This window comes from Mesorhizobium sp. B1-1-8 (assembly GCF_006442795.2).
Taxonomy (GTDB): domain Bacteria; phylum Pseudomonadota; class Alphaproteobacteria; order Rhizobiales; family Rhizobiaceae; genus Mesorhizobium.
Genome location: NZ_CP083956.1, coordinates 1,798,759 through 1,816,863 on the forward strand (window position 1 = coordinate 1,798,759; position 18,105 = coordinate 1,816,863).

Annotated in this window: 10 protein-coding genes; 4 read left to right on the top strand and 6 right to left on the bottom strand. The window is 63.3% G+C overall.

The features are described from left to right. Window positions 1-211: 211 nt before the first annotated feature. On the top strand, window positions 212-679 hold the full coding sequence (locus tag FJ974_RS08835) for an Hsp20 family protein (protein ID WP_140529808.1): 468 nt from the start codon (window positions 212-214) through the stop codon (window positions 677-679). A gap of 69 nt (window positions 680-748) precedes the next feature. Here FJ974_RS08835 and FJ974_RS08840 read toward each other — a convergent pair whose 3' ends face one another. Together FJ974_RS08840 and FJ974_RS08845 are read right to left on the bottom strand one after the other, a co-directional pair. Next, window positions 749-1,651, bottom strand: coding sequence for an MBL fold metallo-hydrolase (locus tag FJ974_RS08840; RefSeq protein WP_140529810.1), 903 nt, complete (start codon window positions 1,649-1,651; stop codon window positions 749-751). Further along, window positions 1,648-2,718: a threonine aldolase family protein gene (locus FJ974_RS08845; RefSeq protein WP_140529812.1), complete on the bottom strand. Its 1,071-nt coding sequence runs from the start codon at window positions 2,716-2,718 to the stop codon at window positions 1,648-1,650. The genes FJ974_RS08840 and FJ974_RS08845 overlap by 4 nt, the downstream gene beginning before the upstream one ends. 488 nt (window positions 2,719-3,206) lie before the next feature. On the opposite strand from FJ974_RS08845, the gene gltB reads away from it, so the two are divergent. Together gltB and FJ974_RS08855 are read left to right on the top strand one after the other, a co-directional pair. Then, window positions 3,207-7,928 (top strand): glutamate synthase large subunit, encoded by a 4,722-nt coding sequence (gene gltB / locus FJ974_RS08850; RefSeq protein ID WP_140529813.1) that lies wholly within the window; start codon window positions 3,207-3,209, stop codon window positions 7,926-7,928. 141 nt (window positions 7,929-8,069) lie between these two features. Further along, the gene (locus FJ974_RS08855) at window positions 8,070-9,524 is read left to right on the top strand and encodes a glutamate synthase subunit beta (protein ID WP_140529815.1); all 1,455 of its coding nucleotides are present in this window, start codon (window positions 8,070-8,072) and stop codon (window positions 9,522-9,524) included. Between the two features lie 100 nt (window positions 9,525-9,624). Here the strand turns inward: FJ974_RS08855 and FJ974_RS08860 are convergent, their stop codons facing one another. From FJ974_RS08860 to FJ974_RS08870, 3 genes are all read right to left on the bottom strand, one after another. Next, window positions 9,625-12,267 (bottom strand): EAL domain-containing protein, encoded by a 2,643-nt coding sequence (locus FJ974_RS08860; protein WP_181177007.1) that lies wholly within the window; start codon window positions 12,265-12,267, stop codon window positions 9,625-9,627. 219 nt (window positions 12,268-12,486) lie between these two features. After that, window positions 12,487-13,707: a DUF459 domain-containing protein gene (locus FJ974_RS08865; RefSeq protein ID WP_140529818.1), complete on the bottom strand. Its 1,221-nt coding sequence runs from the start codon at window positions 13,705-13,707 to the stop codon at window positions 12,487-12,489. A gap of 113 nt (window positions 13,708-13,820) precedes the next feature. Beyond that, window positions 13,821-15,044 carry a lytic murein transglycosylase gene (locus FJ974_RS08870; protein ID WP_140529820.1) on the bottom strand — a complete coding sequence of 408 codons (1,224 nt, stop codon included), beginning with the start codon at window positions 15,042-15,044 and terminating at the stop codon, window positions 13,821-13,823. 225 nt (window positions 15,045-15,269) lie between these two features. Between FJ974_RS08870 and galU the strand changes: the two genes are divergently transcribed. Beyond that, window positions 15,270-16,175, top strand: a complete 906-nt coding sequence (galU, locus tag FJ974_RS08875) for a UTP--glucose-1-phosphate uridylyltransferase GalU (RefSeq protein ID WP_140529822.1) — start codon at window positions 15,270-15,272, stop codon at window positions 16,173-16,175. 47 nt (window positions 16,176-16,222) lie between these two features. Here galU and FJ974_RS08880 read toward each other — a convergent pair whose 3' ends face one another. Further along, window positions 16,223-18,004 carry an outer membrane beta-barrel protein gene (locus tag FJ974_RS08880; RefSeq protein ID WP_140529824.1) on the bottom strand — a complete coding sequence of 594 codons (1,782 nt, stop codon included), beginning with the start codon at window positions 18,002-18,004 and terminating at the stop codon, window positions 16,223-16,225. Window positions 18,005-18,105 lie beyond the last annotated feature (101 nt).

An 18,105-nucleotide genomic window follows, 5' to 3' on the forward strand; every position in this document is an offset into this window, starting at 1 on the left:
AACGGATGCCGAAGCGATGGTTCATCTGCCGTTCATCGAACGGGCAAATTGCCAAGGATTTTCAGCCCGCGGAAAACCTTGAAATGGCTTTGACTGCTTCCCAAATGAACATTGCGGCCGCCAATCATGGGGTCGCTGGCCCATCCGGAACGCCTTCAAGGGTTTCGTGCCGGTCAAACGCAAACCATGTTGCTCAACAGGAGAACACACCATGCGTCATGTTGATTTTTCCCCGCTTTATCGTTCGACCGTCGGCTTCGACCGGCTGTTCACCATGCTCGACTCGCTCGCCCAGCCCGACGGCGCGCAGACCTATCCGCCCTATAACATCGAGCGCACCGGCGAGAACGCCTATCGCATCTCGATGGCGGTTGCCGGCTTCTCGGAAGACGAGATCTCGATCGAGGCGCACCGCAACGTGCTGACCGTCAAGGGCGAGCGCAAGGAAGAGGGCAACGGCGAGGGTTCGGAGCTGCTCTATCGCGGCATCGCCTCGCGCGCCTTCGAGCGCCGCTTCCAGCTCGCCGACCATGTCGAGGTCGAGGGCGCCACGCTGAAGAACGGCCTGCTCTTCGTCGACCTCAAGCGCAACATCCCCGAGGAGCTGAAGCCGCGCAAGATCGCGATCACCGCGTCCTCGGACAAGGCCAAGCAGATCGAGGCCAAGAACGCCGCGTAATCCGCGCGTTCGCTGCGCAATACCAGTCTCCTCCCGAGACGAAAGCGGCGCCGCAAGGCGCCGCTTTTTTTACGTTCGGCTGGTGGATTCCAGTGCAAGCACGGCTTGCACATTCTCGCGGTGGACGGCCTCGTATGGCGCGAAATAATTGATCGTCCCTGATGCGAACGCTTCCGCGGCGAACAATTTGAGATCCTGTGCCACGAGGCCCGGCTCATTTGGGCAGCGAGGCAGTTTTTCGACATAGGCCTGCGTTGCCGTGATGAAACCGCGCCCGTAGCCGCCGGCTTCAATCATTTCAAGTGAACCGTGATTGGGCAGGATTCGGTCGAATGTCCATCCGGCCATGCGTTCGAGGTCGCGCAGATGCTCGGCCAGGCGATCCGGCTCGGCGACGTAGGTGACCGGATCTTCAAGCGTATCGCCGGCAAAAAGCAGGCCGGCGCCGGGCATGATCAGCACGGTACCATCATGGCTGTGGATTTCGACATGCTGAAGCTCGACCGGGATCGATCCCACGGTCAAATGCAGGCTGCCGTCAAAAATCCTGTTTGGGAGGACGAGCGGCCTGATCGGCGGGTTCTCGTTCTCCAGTTTGACACGGTTCTTCGAAAGCGCCGCCGCGGTCAGGCGATTTGCGATGATCTCGCAGTCCTGGAATACTTCATTGCCGGCAACATGATCGTCGTGCCAATGGCTGAGCACGACTTGAATTGAGGTGACGCGAAGCTCCTCAAGGGTTCGCCGGATGATACGGGCATGCGGCAGCGAGACATGCGTGTCGTAGACGAGCGCCTGATAGCCGTCGACGATCGCATAGGTGCAAATGCCGAGCGCATAGGCGCCATCGTCCAGCCAATTCGGGCCATCGGACCAGGCGCGGGCGCCATCGACGCGGCCATCATAGAAGGCAAGCACATTTGGCGCCGGGCGCACCAGCCGCATGGTCGAGCCGAGGGGCGGCTTCGTCATCTGTTTGCAGGCGCTGTCGAGGCGAGCAGCCCGCCGAGACGATCTATCTCTTCCGTCGTCGTGGCGAAGCTGGTGACAAAGCGGTAGAGCAACTCATCCTCGCCGATGTGGCCGTCAAAGCCACGCGGCCTGTGCCAGTCGTAAAAAGCGGCGCCGGCAGCCTGTAACCTGTCTGCTTCAGCTTTCTTCATCACCGCGAAGACTTCATTGGCCTGCGGCAGCCAGGCCAGCCGCGCCGTGTCGGAATCCTCAAGCATCGCGGCGAGGCGCGCGGCCATTGCGTTGGCGTGGCGGGCGGTGTCGAGCCACAGGCCGTCCCTGAAATAGGCCTCGAACTGGGCAGCGATGAAACGCGACTTGGAGAGCAGCTGGGCGGCGCGCTTGCGCAAAAAGGCGAGTTCGTTGGCGCGGTCGAGATCGAACAGCACGATCGCCTCGGCGCACCAGCAGCCATTCTTGGTGCCGCCGAAGGAGAGAATATCGACACCGCGCTTCCAGGTCATTTCGGCGGGCGTGGTGCCGAGCGCCACCAAGGCGTTGGCGAAGCGCGCGCCGTCCATATGCAGCGGTATCTTGTAACGCCTCGCGATCGCCGAAATCGCCGCGATGTCATCGAGCCCGTAGACGGTGCCGACCTCTGTCGACTGGGTGATCGAGACAGCCATTGGCCGACCCCAATGGACAATCTCGGAGGCGAAGCGGCCCACGGCCCTTTCCAGATTGCGCGGGTCGATCCTGCCCAGCGCGCCGTCGACAGGGTTCAGCCGCGAGCCGCCGGAGAAATATTCCGGCGCGCCGCATTCATCCTCGATGACGTGCGATTCGCGATGACTGAAGGAAATGCCGCCGGGCTTATTGTAGGCAGTCAGCGACAGCGAGTTGGCTGCGGTACCGGTGGCGACAAAGAACACCGCGACCTCGCGCTCGAAGATTTCGCTGAAGCGCTTGCAGACGGCCTGGTCGAGGGCGCCGTCGCCATAGGCTGTCGAGAAGCCGCCGGCATGGGCAGACAGGCTGGCCGCGATATCGGGATGGACGCCTGCCCAATTGTCGGAAGCAAAGAACATCGAGAGGTCCATGTCTGATCTTGCGGTAACGGGCGCGACTTGACCGCTTTGGCCTGCCAAGTGCAAGACCAATGATCCGAAAATCGCTGAAGCCAGCATGCGGCCGAAAAATGGCCGGGACTGAAGCTTGCGTCCTGCGGGTTTCTCACGAAATTTTGTGTCGTGGCTGGGCCAAGATTTTTGTGAATCGGTCTTGTGTGATTTCCTAATTTCTGCCATAAAAAATTTAGGACAGTAGTGCTGTCTTATTTTGTCGCGCAAAACAGGCCGAGCTGGCGTATCATCATGCCATTCCAGCCATTGTCGCGAGCGACGGGTAGACGACTCGGCTCTGGCCTGTACGATACCGGATGCGAACCGGGCGGATACCGCAGGGTTCGGCAAGGATTTCGCAAGACGTGCAGCAAGGTGAAGGGGAAGCAACGCGCTTCCCAAGGCAAACCGGCGACCAGGCAGAACCCAGGCGCCGCGGAACGGAGGACAGGACGATGACGGAACTGACGCCATCTGCGATCAACGGCCGGGCCGCGCAGACGAAAGCGGCAGCCGTTAAAAATCCGACTCGCACCGCCACCGGCATGACCGCCCAGGGCCTCTACGATCCGCGCAACGAGCACGATGCCTGCGGCGTCGGCTTCATCGTCAACATGAAGGGGGTGAAGTCGCACCAGATCGTCATGGACGGCCTGGCGGTGCTTGAAAACCTCACCCATCGCGGCGCCGTCGGCGCCGATCCGCTGGTCGGCGACGGCGCCGGCGTGCTGGTGCAGATCCCGGACCAGTTCTTCCGCGAGGAGATGGCGGCCAAGGGCGTCGAACTGCCGCCTGCCGGCCAATACGGCGTCGGCCACTGGTTCATGCCGCAGGACGCAGCGTTTCGCGCCCATGTCGAGGAGATCATTGCCGAATCGGCGCAGTCCGAAGGGTTGCCGCTGCTCGGCTTCCGCGACGTTCCCGTCGATAATTCGTCGCTGTCCAAGGCGCCGGAGATCGCGGCGTCCGAGCCGTTCCACCGGCAGGTCTTCATCGGCCGCACCGCCGACATTCCCGACGACGAAGAGTATGAGGCGAGACTCTATCTGCTGCGCAAGGTGATTTCCGGCCGCATCTACGCCGAGAACGACAACAAGGACATCGGCGCCTATTGCGTGTCGCTGTCGGCGCGCACCATCGTCTACAAGGGGATGTTCCTGGCCTACCAGGTCGGCGCCTACTACAAGGACCTGACCGATCCGCGCTTCGAGACCGCGCTGATCCTCGTCCACCAGCGTTTTTCCACCAACACCTTCCCGTCGTGGAAGCTGGCGCATCCCTATCGCATGGTCGCGCACAACGGCGAGATCAACACGGTGCGCGGCAACAACAACTGGATGGCGGCGCGCCAGGCCTCGGTCGATTCCGAATTGTTCGGCAACAACATCTCGAAGCTGTGGCCGATCTCCTATGACGGCCAGTCCGACACGGCGTGCTTCGACAACGCGCTCGAATTCCTGTTCCAGGGCGGCTATTCGCTCAGCCATGCCATGATGATGCTGATCCCGGAAGCCTGGGCCGGCAACAAGCTCATGGATGCCGATCGCAAGGCCTTCTACGAGTACCATGCGGCACTTATGGAACCGTGGGATGGACCGGCCGCGGTGGTCTTTACCGACGGGCGCCAGATCGGTGCCACGCTCGACCGCAACGGCTTGCGTCCGGCGCGCTACATCGTCACCGACGACGACCGCGTCATCATGGCCTCGGAGGCCGGCGTGCTGCCGGTGCCGGAGGAGAGGATCGTCCAGAAGTGGCGGCTGCAGCCTGGCCGCATGCTGTTGATCGACCTCGCCAAGGGCCGCATCATTTCCGACGAGGAGATCAAGTCGGAGATCGCGCACAAGCACCCCTACAAGACCTGGCTCGCCAACACGCAGCTCATCCTCGAAGATTTGAAGCCGGTTGAGCCGCGCGCGCTGCGCAAGGACGTCAGCCTGCTCGACCGCCAGCAGGCCTTCGGCTACACGCAGGAAGACACCAAGCTTCTGATGGCGCCGATGGCCACGACCGGCCAGGAAGCGGTGGGCTCGATGGGCACCGACACGCCGATCTCGGCGATGTCGGACAAGTCGAAGCTGCTCTACACCTATTTCAAGCAGAACTTCGCCCAGGTCACCAATCCGCCGATCGATCCGATCCGCGAGGAACTGGTGATGAGCCTGGTGTCGTTCATCGGCCCGCGGCCGAACATCTTCGACCTTGTCGGCACATCGCGCCGCAAGCGGCTCGAAGTGCGCCAGCCGATCCTGACCAATGGCGACCTTGAGAAGATCCGCTCCATCGGCCACACCGAGGACCGCTTCGACACCAAGACGATCGACATCACCTATGCCTCGAACGAAGGGGCGGGCGGCCTGCCGGGCGCCATCGACCGGCTCTGCGAACGGGCCGAGGCGGCGGTTGCCGGCGGCTACAACATCATCATCCTGTCCGATCGCCAGGTCGGGCCGGACCGCATCGCGATACCGGCACTTCTGGCGACGGCGGCCGTGCACCATCACCTGATCCGCAAGGGGCTGCGCACCGCGGTCGGGCTGGTCGTGGAATCAGGCGAGCCGCGCGAGGTGCATCATTTCTGCTGCCTGGCCGGCTACGGCGCCGAAGCGATCAACCCCTATCTCGCTTTCGACACGCTGCTCGACATGCACAAGCGCGGCGAACTGCCGGAAGAGGTCGACGAATACGAAGTCGTCTCCCGCTACATCAAGTCGATCGGCAAGGGCATCCTCAAGGTGATGTCCAAGATGGGCATCTCTACCTACCAATCCTATTGCGGCGCGCAGATCTTCGACGCCATCGGGCTGAAGTCTGATGTCGTGCAGAAGTATTTCACCGGCACCGCGACGCTGATCGAAGGCGTCGGGCTGGACGAGATTGCGGCCGAGACGCTGAGCCGCCACACCGATGCCTTCGGCAACGATCCGGTGCTGCGCAACAATCTGGAAGTCGGCGGCGAATATCTGTTCCGCATGCGCGGGGAAGCGCATATGTGGTCGCCCGACGCGGTCGCCACCTTGCAGCACGCCGTGCGCCAGGGCTCGTGGGACACGTTCAAGGAGTATTCGGCGCAGATCGACAGCGAGACCGCACGCGCCCAGACCATCCGCGGCCTGTTCAAGATCAAGCTGGCGGACGAAACCGGCCGCAAGAAGGTGGCGCTCGACGAGGTCATGCCGGCGGCCGAGATCGTCAAGCGCTTCTCGACCGGGGCGATGTCGTTCGGCTCGATCTCGCGGGAAGCGCACACCACGCTGGCGCGCGCCATGAACCAGATCGGCGGCAAGTCGAACACCGGCGAGGGCGGCGAAGAGGCCGACCGCTATCTGCCGCTGCCCGGCGGCGGCAAGAACCCGGAACGCTCGGCGATCAAGCAGGTCGCGTCGGGCCGGTTCGGCGTGACGGCCGAGTACCTCGTCAATTCCGACGTCATGCAGATCAAGGTGGCGCAGGGCGCCAAGCCCGGCGAGGGCGGCCAGTTGCCCGGCCACAAGGTCGACGCGACCATCGCCAAGGTCAGGCACTCGACGCCCGGTGTCGGTCTGATCTCGCCGCCGCCGCATCACGACATCTACTCGATCGAGGATCTGGCGCAGCTGATCTACGATCTGAAGAACGTCAACCCGGCGGCTGACGTCTCGGTCAAGCTGGTGTCTGAGGTCGGCGTCGGCACGGTCGCGGCGGGCGTCGCCAAGGCGCGCGCCGACCACATCACCATCTCCGGCTATGACGGCGGCACCGGCGCCTCGCCGCTGACCTCGCTCAAGCATGCCGGCAGCCCATGGGAAATGGGCCTTGCCGAGACGCATCAGACGCTGGTGCTCAACGGCTTGCGCTCACGCGTTGCGCTGCAGGTCGACGGCGGCCTGCGCACGGGGCGCGACGTCATCATCGGCGCGCTGCTCGGCGCCGACGAGTTCGGCTTCTCAACCGCGCCGCTGATCGCGGCCGGCTGCATCATGATGCGCAAGTGCCACTTGAATACCTGCCCGGTCGGCGTGGCGACGCAGGATCCGGTGCTGCGCAAGCGATTCAAGGGCACGCCCGAGCACGTCATCAACTTCTTCTTCTACGTGGCGGAAGAGGTGCGCGCGCTGCTTGCCGACATGGGCTTCACCCATCTCGACCAGATCATCGGCGACACCGACCTGCTGGAAAAGCGTGACGTGATCCAGCACTGGAAGGCGCGCGGGCTCGATTTTTCGAAGATGTTCTTCAAGCCCGATGCACCGCACGAGGCCGTGCACTGGACCGAACGGCAGAAGCATCCGATCGACGACGTGCTCGACCGCAAGCTGATCGAACTGGCGAAGCCGGCGCTGGAAACCAAGCAGCCGGTGACGATCGAGCTGCCGATCCGCAATGTCGATCGTTCGGCAGGCGCGATGCTGTCAGGCGAAGTGGCCAGGCGTTTCAGGCACAAGGGCCTGCGGGAGGACACGATCCAGGTGAAGCTGACCGGCACCGCCGGCCAGTCCTTCGGCGCCTTCCTGGCGCGCGGCGTCTCGTTCGATCTCATTGGCGCCGGCAACGACTATGTCGGCAAGGGCCTGTCGGGCGGCCGCATCGTCATCCGTCCGCCAGAAGAAGCGAAGATTGTCGCGGCCGACTCCATCATCGTCGGCAACACCGTGCTCTATGGCGCGACCGAAGGTGAGGCCTATTTCGCCGGCGTCGCCGGCGAGCGGTTCGCGGTGCGCAATTCGGGCGTGGCGGCGGTCGTCGAAGGCGTCGGCGACCATGGCTGCGAATACATGACCGGCGGCATCGTCGTCGTGCTGGGAAAAACCGGCCGCAACTTCGCCGCCGGCATGTCGGGCGGCGTCGCCTATGTCCTTGATGAGGCCGGCGATTTCGCCGAGCGTTGCAACATGGCGATGGTCGAGCTGGAGCCGGTTCCGGAAGAAGACGATCTGATGGAGAAGCTTCTGCATCACGGCGGCGACCTCGACCACAAGGGACGCGTCGATGTTTCCGGCGATATGACCAGCCATGACGAGGAGCGCCTCTATCAGCTGATCTCGAACCACGTCCATTACACGGGCTCGGTGCGCGGCCGCGAGATCCTCGACAACTGGCAGAGCTTCCGGCCGAAATTCCGGAAAATCATGCCGGTCGAGTATCGCCGCGCGCTGATCGAGATGGAACGCATGCGCATGAGCGTGGCGGCGGAATAGGCTTCGGGCACGGCCGGGAAGACGACTTTCCGGCCGGCATCCTCACCACAATCCTGACCTCGGACTAAAGGTTGTCATAGCGGCCTTATGAGGTTAACGGGTGCGCCGAGAAGCGTGCCTTCGGACAGCAGGGACTGGACTATGGGTAAGGTAACAGGCTTTCTCGAAATCGACCGGCAGGTGCACAAGTACCAGCCGGCCTCCGACCGCATCCGGCATTTCCGCGAATTCACGCTGCCGATGTCGGACAAGGAGGTCGAGAAACAGGCCGCGCGCTGCATGGATTGCGGCATTCCATACTGCCACGGGCCGACCGGCTGCCCGATCCATAACCAGATCCCCGACTGGAACGACCTCGTCTACAATGGCGACTGGGACAATGCGATCCGCAACCTGCATTCGACCAACAATTTTCCGGAGTTCACCGGCCGCATCTGCCCGGCGCCTTGCGAGGAAGCCTGCACACTGAACCTCGAGGACATTCCCGTCGCCATCAAGACGATCGAGCAGGCGATCGCCGACAAGGCTTACGAGACCGGCCATATCCGGCCCTATCCGCCGGAGAAGAAGACCGGCAAGCGGGTTGCCGTCATCGGCTCCGGGCCGGCCGGCATGTCGGCGGCGCAGCAACTCGGCCGCGCCGGCCATGACGTGCATGTCTATGAGCGCGAGAGCCGGCCTGGCGGGCTGATGCGCTACGGCATTCCCGACTTCAAGATCGAGAAGCACTATATCGACCGTCGCATCGAGCAGATGCAGGGCGAGGGCGTGACCTTTCATTGCGGCGTCAATGTCGGCGTCGACAAGCCGGCGGCGGAACTGCTCGCCGAATATGATGCCGTGCTCTATTGCGGCGGCTCGGAAACGCCGCGCCCGGCCAATATTCCGGGCGACGACCTCGGCGGCGTCTATGACGCCATGCCCTATCTGGTGCAGCAGAACCGCCGCGTCGGCGGCGAGCCGATCCAGACCGTGGCATGGCCGTCGCATCCGATCATCGCCGGTGGTCAGCATGTCGTCGTCGTCGGCGGCGGCGACACCGCCTCCGACTGCATCGGCACCGCCTTCCGGCAGGGCGCGGTGCGGGTGACGCAGCTCGACATCCGCCCGCAGCCGCCGGAGAAGGAAGACAAGCTGGCGGTCTGGCCCTATTGGGCGACGAAGATGCGCACCTCGTCCTCGCAGGCCGAAGGGGCTGAACGCGAATTCCAGGTGGCGACGCTCGAATTCATCGGCGAGGAGGGCCAGCTGACCGGTGTGAAGTGCTGCGAGGTCGACGAGCAGCGCAGGCCGGTCGCCGGCACCGAGTTCGTCATCCGCGCCGATCTCGCCTTCATCGCCATCGGCTTCGCCGGACCGGCCCCGGACAGTGTGATGAAGGAACTGGGGAACGAGATAAGGGTCGTCACCGACAGTCGCCGCTCGAAGAATGTCGAGGCCAACGATCGCGACTACCGGACCAGCGTCGACAGGCTTTACGCCGCGGGTGACGTGCGCCGCGGCCAGTCGCTGGTGGTATGGGCTATCCGCGAGGGCCGCCAGGCGGCGCGCTCGATCGACGAGGCGCTGATGGGGTCGACAGTTCTTCCGCGTTAAGATTGTTTGGAAACTCTACTCGCCGGCCGAAGCCTTCATGAACGTCTACGCCTCGGATTGGCTACGGCCGGCATAGGCCGGCCTATGCCGGCCGTAGCCTTCATGAGCGTCTACGCACCGGATTGGCTACGGCCGGCATAGGCCGGTGCTCATGGGTGGACGGCACCCTGACGGCATTACCCACAACGCGCTCCTGCGACGCTGGCCGTTCCGCTCGCCTGCCATTTTCGGGTGCAGGCTCGACGATGTCGCCAGCCACGACGGCGCGCGTCCGCTCCAGCATTGCGGGAATTTCCTGAGCAGGTAACGGCCGACTGAGCAGAAAACCCTGTGCTTCGGTGCAGCCTTCTCTTCGCACCCGCTCGAGCTGCTCCGCTGTCTCAACTCCTTCGGCGGTGGTCTGCATTCCGAGGCTGTTGCCAAGGCTTGTGACGGCCCGGATGATGGCGACGGAGCTATCGACGTCGTTGGCATCCTTCACGAAGGACTGGTCGATCTTGATCTTGTCGAACGGGAACGAGCGCAGATAGCTCAAGCTCGAATATCCGGTTCCGAAGTCGTCCATCGCGATATGCACGCCCAGCATGTGGATCTGTTGCAGCATCGCCAGGGTCGCCTGGGTGTTGGCCAGCAGCACCGTCTCGGTGATTTCAAGCTCGAGCCGGCTCGGGGGCAGCCTCGAGACATCCAATGCCTCGACGATCGCCGAGAGCAAGCGCGTGTTGCGAAACTGCGTCGGCGACAGATTGACGGCAACCTTGATACCATCGGGCCAGCGTGCCGCGTCGAGACAGGCCTGCTTGATCACCCATTCGCCGATCGGGACGATCAGGCCGATCTCCTCGGCCAGGGAAATGAATTCGACCGGGGAGACGATGCCGCGCGTCGGGTGATGCCAGCGCAGCAGCGCCTCGAAGCAGCTGACCTCGCCACGGCCGAGATCGAGGAGCGGCTGGTAGTAAATCTCGAATTGCCCCCGTTCCAGCGCTTCGCGCAGATCGAGTTCGAGAAACCGTCGCGCCTGCATGCGGGCATCCATTTCCGGCTCGAAGAACCTGTATGTTCTGCGTCCCTCCGCCTTTGCCCGGTAGAGCGCCATGTCGCCGTTCTTGAGCAGCTGGTCGGCGTTCCTGCTATCGTCCGGCGCAATCGAGATGCCGACGCTGGCGCTGATCACAACCCCATGACCATCGACGACATAAGGCGCGCTCAGCGCATCGATGACCCGTTGTGCGAGGGCGGTGGCCTCGACCGGCTGACCAGCTTCGCTTTGAATGATCACGAACTCGTCGCCGCCAAGCCTGGCCACTGTGTCGTCTTCACGGACGACCTGCCTCAGCCTGGAGGCAACCTCCTTCAGCAAGGCGTCACCAACCGGGTGCCCCAGCGTGTCGTTGACCATCTTGAAATGATCGAGATCGAGACAAAGGAAGGCGACCTTGCCATCCTTCTTTCCCATCTCGACCAAAGCTTCCTCGGCGCGTTCACGAAACAATATGCGGTTTGGCAGATCGGTAAGCCCGTCGTGGCGCGCCATGTGCGAGATGCGCGCCTCGCTGCGCCGCAAGTCGGTCACGTCGTGATGCGTGGCAAGCCAGCCGCCGCCTGGCAGCGGCTGATGGATGAGGTTGATTGTGCGCCCGTCCCTGAGCTCCACCAAACTCACGACGCGCTCGGCGCGGTCGATGATCGCCGAGAGCTCTTGCAGATACCTGTCCGGGTCGAGGCCGACATAGAGTCCCGCAGCGATCCGGAACCGCATCAAATCGGCCCACTGCGAGCCTGGACGGGTCAGGGCCTCCGGCAGGTGGTAGAGGTCAGCGTAGGTCTGGTTGCAAAAAACCAGCCGCCGGTCGGCATCGAACATGCATAGGCCCACAGGCATGTTTGCGGCGGCCGCGGCCAGATGTTGCCGTTCCAGCTCCGCCTCACGGGCCAAGGCGTCACTGCGCTCCAGGCTGGCACGGTAGCCGGCAAAGGCCGAGAACAACATTCCGATTTCGTCCCGGCGCTCCCTTTTCGGTGCAACGAGGGTTGAGCGGCGATCTCCCAACGTCAGGCGATGCATCGCCTCGCTCACCGTGAGGATCGGCTTGCTGACATTGTGTCGAATCCAGGCGACAAGCCCGCCGAGGAATGCGGCGGCAAAGAGGATCGCGGCCCAGGTCAGCCGCTGCGCGATGATGTAGGTGCGATCCGCCATAGCTGCGACCGACGCGCTGCGCTGATTGGTGAGGGCCAGCAAGCCGTCCAGCCGCTGCGCTGCCTCGGCAGCGGTTGGCAGCGATACCGTCTCGAATTCTTTAAGCGCCTTCGTTCGTCCCTCTGTTTCCAAGAGCGGGAAAATCGATGTCAGGGAGTCTTGATAGGCCGTCCACAGATAAACGAACTGATCGAACAGTTCCTGCTCGGCTCGCGACCCGGCGCTCCTGCGATAGGCACGCCGACCTCGGAGTATCTCGTCGCTCTCGCTCGCCATCTCGTCATCGATGCCCGGCAGCTGTCGGGCGTCGTCGGTGCGCATGCGCAATGTCGCATAGAGCTGGTGTTCCGCGAGGTTGCGTTTCATCTCCTCCACGACCTGGACCTGCGGCAGCCAAACGCCGGTGATCTCACGTGTGACTTCATTGAGAGATCGCAGCTGAGCCACTCCAAACAGCCCTACTGCCACGATGCACAGCAACGCCAGCCCAAAGCCCAGCGAGAGCTTGGTCCTGACGCTCACGTCCTTCAACGGCTTCATGCAAAACATTGGTGCAGTAAGACCAATCCCGCCCGCCTATCTGATTCCGCGGGAAATAAGGAAGAATTTCCTCAATTTCGCACCCGACGTATTAAGGCTGACTTAAGATTGCACTTAGCGCTATTATCCGCTCACATCCGACCCGACCCCACCGAGTACCGGGACTAAACATCTAGCAGGAGCGAGTTTCGAACGGATTTTGGAGAAGCTTGGCCGGCATCAACGGCTGATCGCCGTCGTCGTGTCGGTGGCCGCGGCTGTTGCCGGCGGCGTCTTGCGCTGGCCTGAAAAATCGTCGGCGCGGCCGGGCGAGGCATTCGGCGCCTTGCCCTCGAGGATGAGCTTTTCGCCGGGCAGGTTCGGATTGGCCTTGGCTGGCGGCGCCGCGCCAAGCAGCTCCGAGCCGCCGTCGAGCGCCGGGTCGCCGAGCAGCATCGGCGCGGTGCGGTCGACGATGACGGGGGCAGGGGCCGGCGCCGGCGCCTCGACCGGGGCGCCGGCCGGCGCCGAGACGGTGGTGATGCTTCCCGGCGCCGCCAGACCGAGGATCTTGGCCAACGGCTTTTCGGTGTAGAAGGCGAGCTTGCGCTTGCCGGCCTTGGTCACGTTGATGCCGTCGTCGGAGCGCAGGCGCACAGCCTGGCCGTTGATGTCGGGGCCGGAGGTGACGAAGGCGCCGTTCTCGTCGACGAAGCCGTCCCAGACATCGACGAATTCGCCGCCATGTTTTTGCGCGGCCGAGTGGTAGATGTCGTTGAAGGCAAGCATGTCCGAGTTCATCTTTGACACCCCGAACGCCGGCATGCCGACCCACAGGAACGGCACCTTTGCGTCCTGCATAGCCTTGCCGAACGCATCGGTGCGGCGCTCGTATTCCTTGGTCCAGTTCTCGGAGCGCGGCTGTTCGCGCACGTCGCCTACCTTCATCTGCTGGCGGTCGTTGGAGCCAAGCATGACGACCACGACAGACGGCTTCTCGGTCTCAATCAGCGACTTGATCTCGACCGGCCAGTTGTAGAAATCGTCGCGGACGAAGCCGGACGAACCATTGCTGCGCACGACGATCCTAACCGCCGGATTGTCGGCAAAGGCGGTATCGAGACCCTCGGCCAGCCCGCCCGCCAGGAAATCGCCGACCACCAGCACGACGCGCGAATCCGGCGCCTTTTCGACGATCGGCGTTTCCGGCTCTGCCGGCGGGCGCGGCTTGGGTTTCTTCTTGGGCTTCGGCCTTGCCGTCTGGACATCGGCCGGCGGTTCGATGCGCTCGCTGCGGCGCGGAAACAGGAGGTCGCGCAGCGACCAGCCGCGATGTTCCTCCTCCTGTGCGAAGGCCGGTGTATGGAAGGCGCCGGCGGCGGCGACAGCAAGCATAGCGATGGCCACAACGAGAATTGGCATGCGGCAAGCAATCATCAAGATACGCGCAACCGAGGCCAATCACCTACTCCATCCCTGGCGCACGGCCCGCAAACTCAAAAAGGCTGTGCGCAAGCCGAAGCGCTACCGCATCCCTTCTGCCTGCAACAGGATGCCCGGCGCCACGGATGGCCCTATTTCTTCCTGAGCCATTTCAGCACTTCCATGCTCGGATAGCCATCCTGGGTCAAGCCGACCTTGGCCTGGTAAGCCATGATGGCGCTTTTCGATCCGTCGCCGATCTTGCCGTCGAACTTGCCGTCATAATAGCCGTGCTCGGAAAGCCGCTTTTGCAATTCCTGCCGCTCTTCGAAGGTGAGCTTGGTGAACGGCCGCTGCCAGTCCTGCACCAGGCCGCTGCCGCCGGCGATCTCGTCGGCGAGAAGGCCGACGGCAAGCGCGTATTTGTCGGCGTTGTTGTAGGCCTTGATGACCGAAAAATTCCGGATCATCAGGAAAGCCGGTCCGCCCCTGCCGTCCGGCACCTTCAGCGTCGCCTTGTCGGTCAGGTTCCTGAACGGCTTGCCGTTGGCCCTGACGACGCCGAGCGCCTGCCATTGTGCCAGCGTCTTCGATCCGGCCGGCAGCTTGCCGGGCGGCAAGGTCACTTCATAGCCCCAGGTCTTGCCGGCCTGCCAGCCGTTCTTCTTGAGCAGATTGGCGGACGTCGCTAGCGCATCGGGGATCGAATTCCAAATGTCGCGCCGGCCGTTGCCGTCCATGTCGACAGCATAATGCTGATAGCTGGTCGGGATGAACTGGGTCTGGCCCATTGCGCCGGCCCAGGAGCCCATGAGGTGGCTTTCGTCGATGTCGCCGGTCTGCAGGATCTTGAGCGCGGCGATCAACTGGGTGCGGGCGTATTGCGACCGTCTGGAATCGCCATAGGCCAGTGTCGCCAGCGAGCGGATGACGTTGCGCATGATGTCGTCACGCTTGAGGATCTCGCCATAATTCGATTCCATCGACCAGATGGCAAGTAGGATGTTGCGGTCGACGCCGAACCTCGATTCGATCCTGTCCAGCCACGGCTGGTATTTGCGCGCCATCTGCTTGCCCGTGGCGACCGATTGGTCATGCACACGGTTGTCGAAATAATCCCAGGCCGGCGCGGTGAATTCCGGCTGGGTGCGGGCCTTTTCCAGAACCACCGGGTCAGGCTCGTCGATACCCCTGAAAGCCTGGTCATAGACAGCGCCCGAAACGCCGCCCTGCACCGCGGTGGCGCGGAAGCCGGCGATCCATTGGCGGAACCCGGCGTCGGCGAAAGCCGGTCCGGCTGGCATCAGCAAGGCGAGCGTGAGGCCGGCGGCCGTCACGAGCGCCGTCAGGCGCCTTGCGGTGTTGCGAACCGACATTTTTTCCTCCTTCGTCAAATCAGGAAGAATCATTCAACGCCGAACCAGGTTAGTATTTAGTTTACCATAGGTGCTGCCGGGAACGAAAAGAGACGTCGCGGCTTTTAGCCCTGCAACGCCCAGCCCGGCTGTCCGGTAATCCAACATTCCGGCGCGAAAATGTCCGGGGGGATTGCCGAGCGCGTCGGGGAGCGGATAATTGGCGCAAAATGGATGGGTGGCAGCATGAAGCGAGTTCGCAAGGCAGTTTTTCCGGTCGCCGGCCTCGGCACGCGGTTTCTTCCGGCCACCAAGGCCATTCCAAAGGAAATGCTGACCGTCGTCGACCGTCCGGTCATCCAATATGTGGTCGACGAGGCACGCGAAGCAGGCATCGAGCATTTCATCTTCGTGACCGGCCGCAACAAGGCGGTCATCGAGGATCATTTCGATGTGCAGTTCGAGCTCTATGACACGCTTGCCCAGCGCGGCAAGGACGACCAGCTCGCCCGCCTGCAGCGGCTGCAGCCGGCACCGGGGCAGACCAGCTTCACGCGACAGCAGGTGCCGCTCGGCCTCGGCCACGCCGTCTGGTGTGCGCGCGAACTGGTCGGCGACGAGCCGTTCGCGCTGCTCTTGCCCGACATGATCATGCAGTCGGAAAAGAGCTGCATGAAGGGCATGGTCGAGCTTTACGCCGAAACCGGCAACAACATCATTGCGGTGCAGGAATGCGACCCGGCCGAGACGCACAAATACGGCATCGTCGGCCGCGGCGAGGACACCCATCACGGTTTTCACATCACCGGCATGGTCGAGAAGCCGAAGGTCGGCACGGCGCCGTCCAACCTCTTCATCAACGGCCGCTACATCCTGCAGCCGGAGATATTCGCCATCCTTGAAGGCCAGGAACGCGGTGCCGGCAACGAGATTCAGTTGACCGACGCGATGCTGAAACTTGAGAAGCAGCAGCCCTTCTATGGCTATCATTATCGGGGACGCACCTTCGACTGCGGCGCGCCGGAAGGGTTCGTCGAGGCCAACGTCGCCTTCGCGCTGTGGCGCAGCGACATGAACCACAGCATGGCCGGCACCATCCGCACGCTGCTGGATGAAGTGCAGCCCTTAGAGAGGAGAGGCGCCGCTTCATAGGGATGTGTTCGGGTGATGCTGCCCGGCGGTGATCCGGTCGTAGGCTGCTATCGCTGCACCTTCAGGCCGAGATAGACGCTGTTGGTGACATAGTCGCGGCCGGGCAGGTTGCTGGTCAGCTTCTCGGTCCTCACCCTCGTGGTGAGGCCGGCATAGCGGTTCAGCCACCATGTCAGTCCGGCTTCGGCGCTCAAGATCAAGTCGTGGCCGTCGGAACCGGTGTAATCGCGCCAGTCGAGGCCGAGCGCCGCGTTCGTGGTCAGATTGGCGCGGACCTGCCGCTCCCCGGTCAACCGGCCCGAATAAAGGATGTCGCCACTTTCACCGGGCGCCGTCGTGGTTTCGATTCCGGTCTTGCCGGTGAGCCCGATGATGGTGCCGCGTTCGGGCGACCATTTGAGGTCGGCGTCAATGCTCGGGCCGGCGATTGCCGGGAGGCGGTCGTCGTCGATTGCCTCGCGCAGCCAGCCGGCCGAGAACTCGCCCGACAGCTTCTCGCCCATGTCGAGCTCGAGGCCGGCACGTGCGCCGAGCCTGTTCGAGGAGCGCGCAAAACCGCTGCTGTCGAGACGCAAATCATAAACCCGCTTGCCAATTTCGATCTCCGTGAAGGGCGTCAGCGCGGGAGATATCTGATAGCCGGTGCGCAAGGTCGCGGTGTAGAGCGTGGAATCGCGATCCTTCAGCGACAGCGTGGTGCCGTTCGAGAGCTTGGCGTCGCCGAAGAAGTCATGCGTGACCGCGCCCGTCAGCCTGTAGCGCATCTTGCCGGCATCCTTCTCGATGCCGAGGCTGCCGTCCACGGTCTGCCTGATCGGCTGCGAGGTGACGCCGGCGATGGCGTCCGGCGAAGAGGCCGATTCCGGCACGGCCTCGTAGCCGAGCTTGGCGATGGCACGCAGCTCGTTGTCGAGATCGACATTGAGCTGGCCCTCGATGCGGCCCTGCGCATCGTTGACCTTCTGGCCCGAGATGGTGTTGCGGAAAATCCCGTAACCGTCGATGACGGCGGAGTTCTCGCGCCAGTCGGAGGTGGCCGAGAAACGCAGGTTCGTTTCCGACAGCAGCGCCGATTTGCCGCCGCTGCTGGAATCGGCGTTGGAGGTTGCGGTAAGCCCCTGCTCGAGCGTCGGGCGGAAGACAAAGGTGCCGACCTCGATGCCGGAGGCGGCGAAGGGATCGTCCTCGGGCTTGATCTTCTGGCCTTCGATGGATCCGGTGCGCTCCGCACCGGGATCGAGCTTCTGCCTGTCGACGCTGTCGATGGTGACGGCGCGGCGGTTGGCGGTTTCCTCGTCGGCAGCCGCGGCGTCGCGTGACGTTGTGGCGTTCGTGGTGCTGGGGTCGGTGGCCGTCCCGGCTTTCTTCTTCTTTTTCTTATCGGCCGCCTTGGTGCTGCTCGTCGTGGTGGTGTCCGCAGTGCGCCGTGTGGTGGTCGAGGACCGGCGCGGCTGGGCAGGCGTCGGATTGCCGGCAACGAGGGGATCCTCGGTCGCTGTGGGCTGGTCGAAAATGCTTGCCGTTGCGCCCGCTGGCTGATCGTCGGGAACCGCCCCGGGACTCACCGGCTCGTAGGCGGTCGTCGGCGTCGTGTCTTGAGGAGCGGTGGCCGATGGGGTCTGGTTCTGCGATTGGGTCGCCCGCAACTGCCTGGCCTTGCGCTGCTGGTCCTCCAGGATCGCATCCTCGGAGACCTCGCCGCGCAGTTCGGTGTCCTGGGCAAAGACCGGCGCAGGATGGTGCAAAATGAGAACGCTCGCCGTCAGCAGCAGCGCGCTGACGGCTTTGCCCTTGCGACCTCTTTTCGTTTCATGCTGGGGCCCGGACATCGTCACCACTGCTTGCGCGGCGCAGGCGCGCCATACTTACCGAACCGTAAATGCGGATGGTTAACGGAGGGTTGAAACGGCCGCTTGCAAAGCCGATGCAT

Excerpts from the sequence above, each read along its gene's own strand:
- FJ974_RS08835 (WP_140529808.1), top strand. The coding sequence starts at position 212 with ATGCGTCATGTTGATTTTTCCCCGCTTTATCGTTCGACCGTCGGCTTC.
- FJ974_RS08840 (WP_140529810.1), bottom strand. The coding sequence starts at position 1,651 with ATGACGAAGCCGCCCCTCGGCTCGACCATGCGGCTGGTGCGCCCGGCG.
- FJ974_RS08845 (WP_140529812.1), bottom strand. The coding sequence starts at position 2,718 with ATGTTCTTTGCTTCCGACAATTGGGCAGGCGTCCATCCCGATATCGCG.
- gltB (WP_140529813.1), top strand. The coding sequence starts at position 3,207 with ATGACGGAACTGACGCCATCTGCGATCAACGGCCGGGCCGCGCAGACG.
- FJ974_RS08855 (WP_140529815.1), top strand. The coding sequence starts at position 8,070 with ATGGGTAAGGTAACAGGCTTTCTCGAAATCGACCGGCAGGTGCACAAG.
- FJ974_RS08860 (WP_181177007.1), bottom strand. The coding sequence starts at position 12,267 with ATGAAGCCGTTGAAGGACGTGAGCGTCAGGACCAAGCTCTCGCTGGGC.
- FJ974_RS08870 (WP_140529820.1), bottom strand. The coding sequence starts at position 15,044 with ATGTCGGTTCGCAACACCGCAAGGCGCCTGACGGCGCTCGTGACGGCC.
- galU (WP_140529822.1), top strand. The coding sequence starts at position 15,270 with ATGAAGCGAGTTCGCAAGGCAGTTTTTCCGGTCGCCGGCCTCGGCACG.
- FJ974_RS08880 (WP_140529824.1), bottom strand. The coding sequence starts at position 18,004 with ATGTCCGGGCCCCAGCATGAAACGAAAAGAGGTCGCAAGGGCAAAGCC.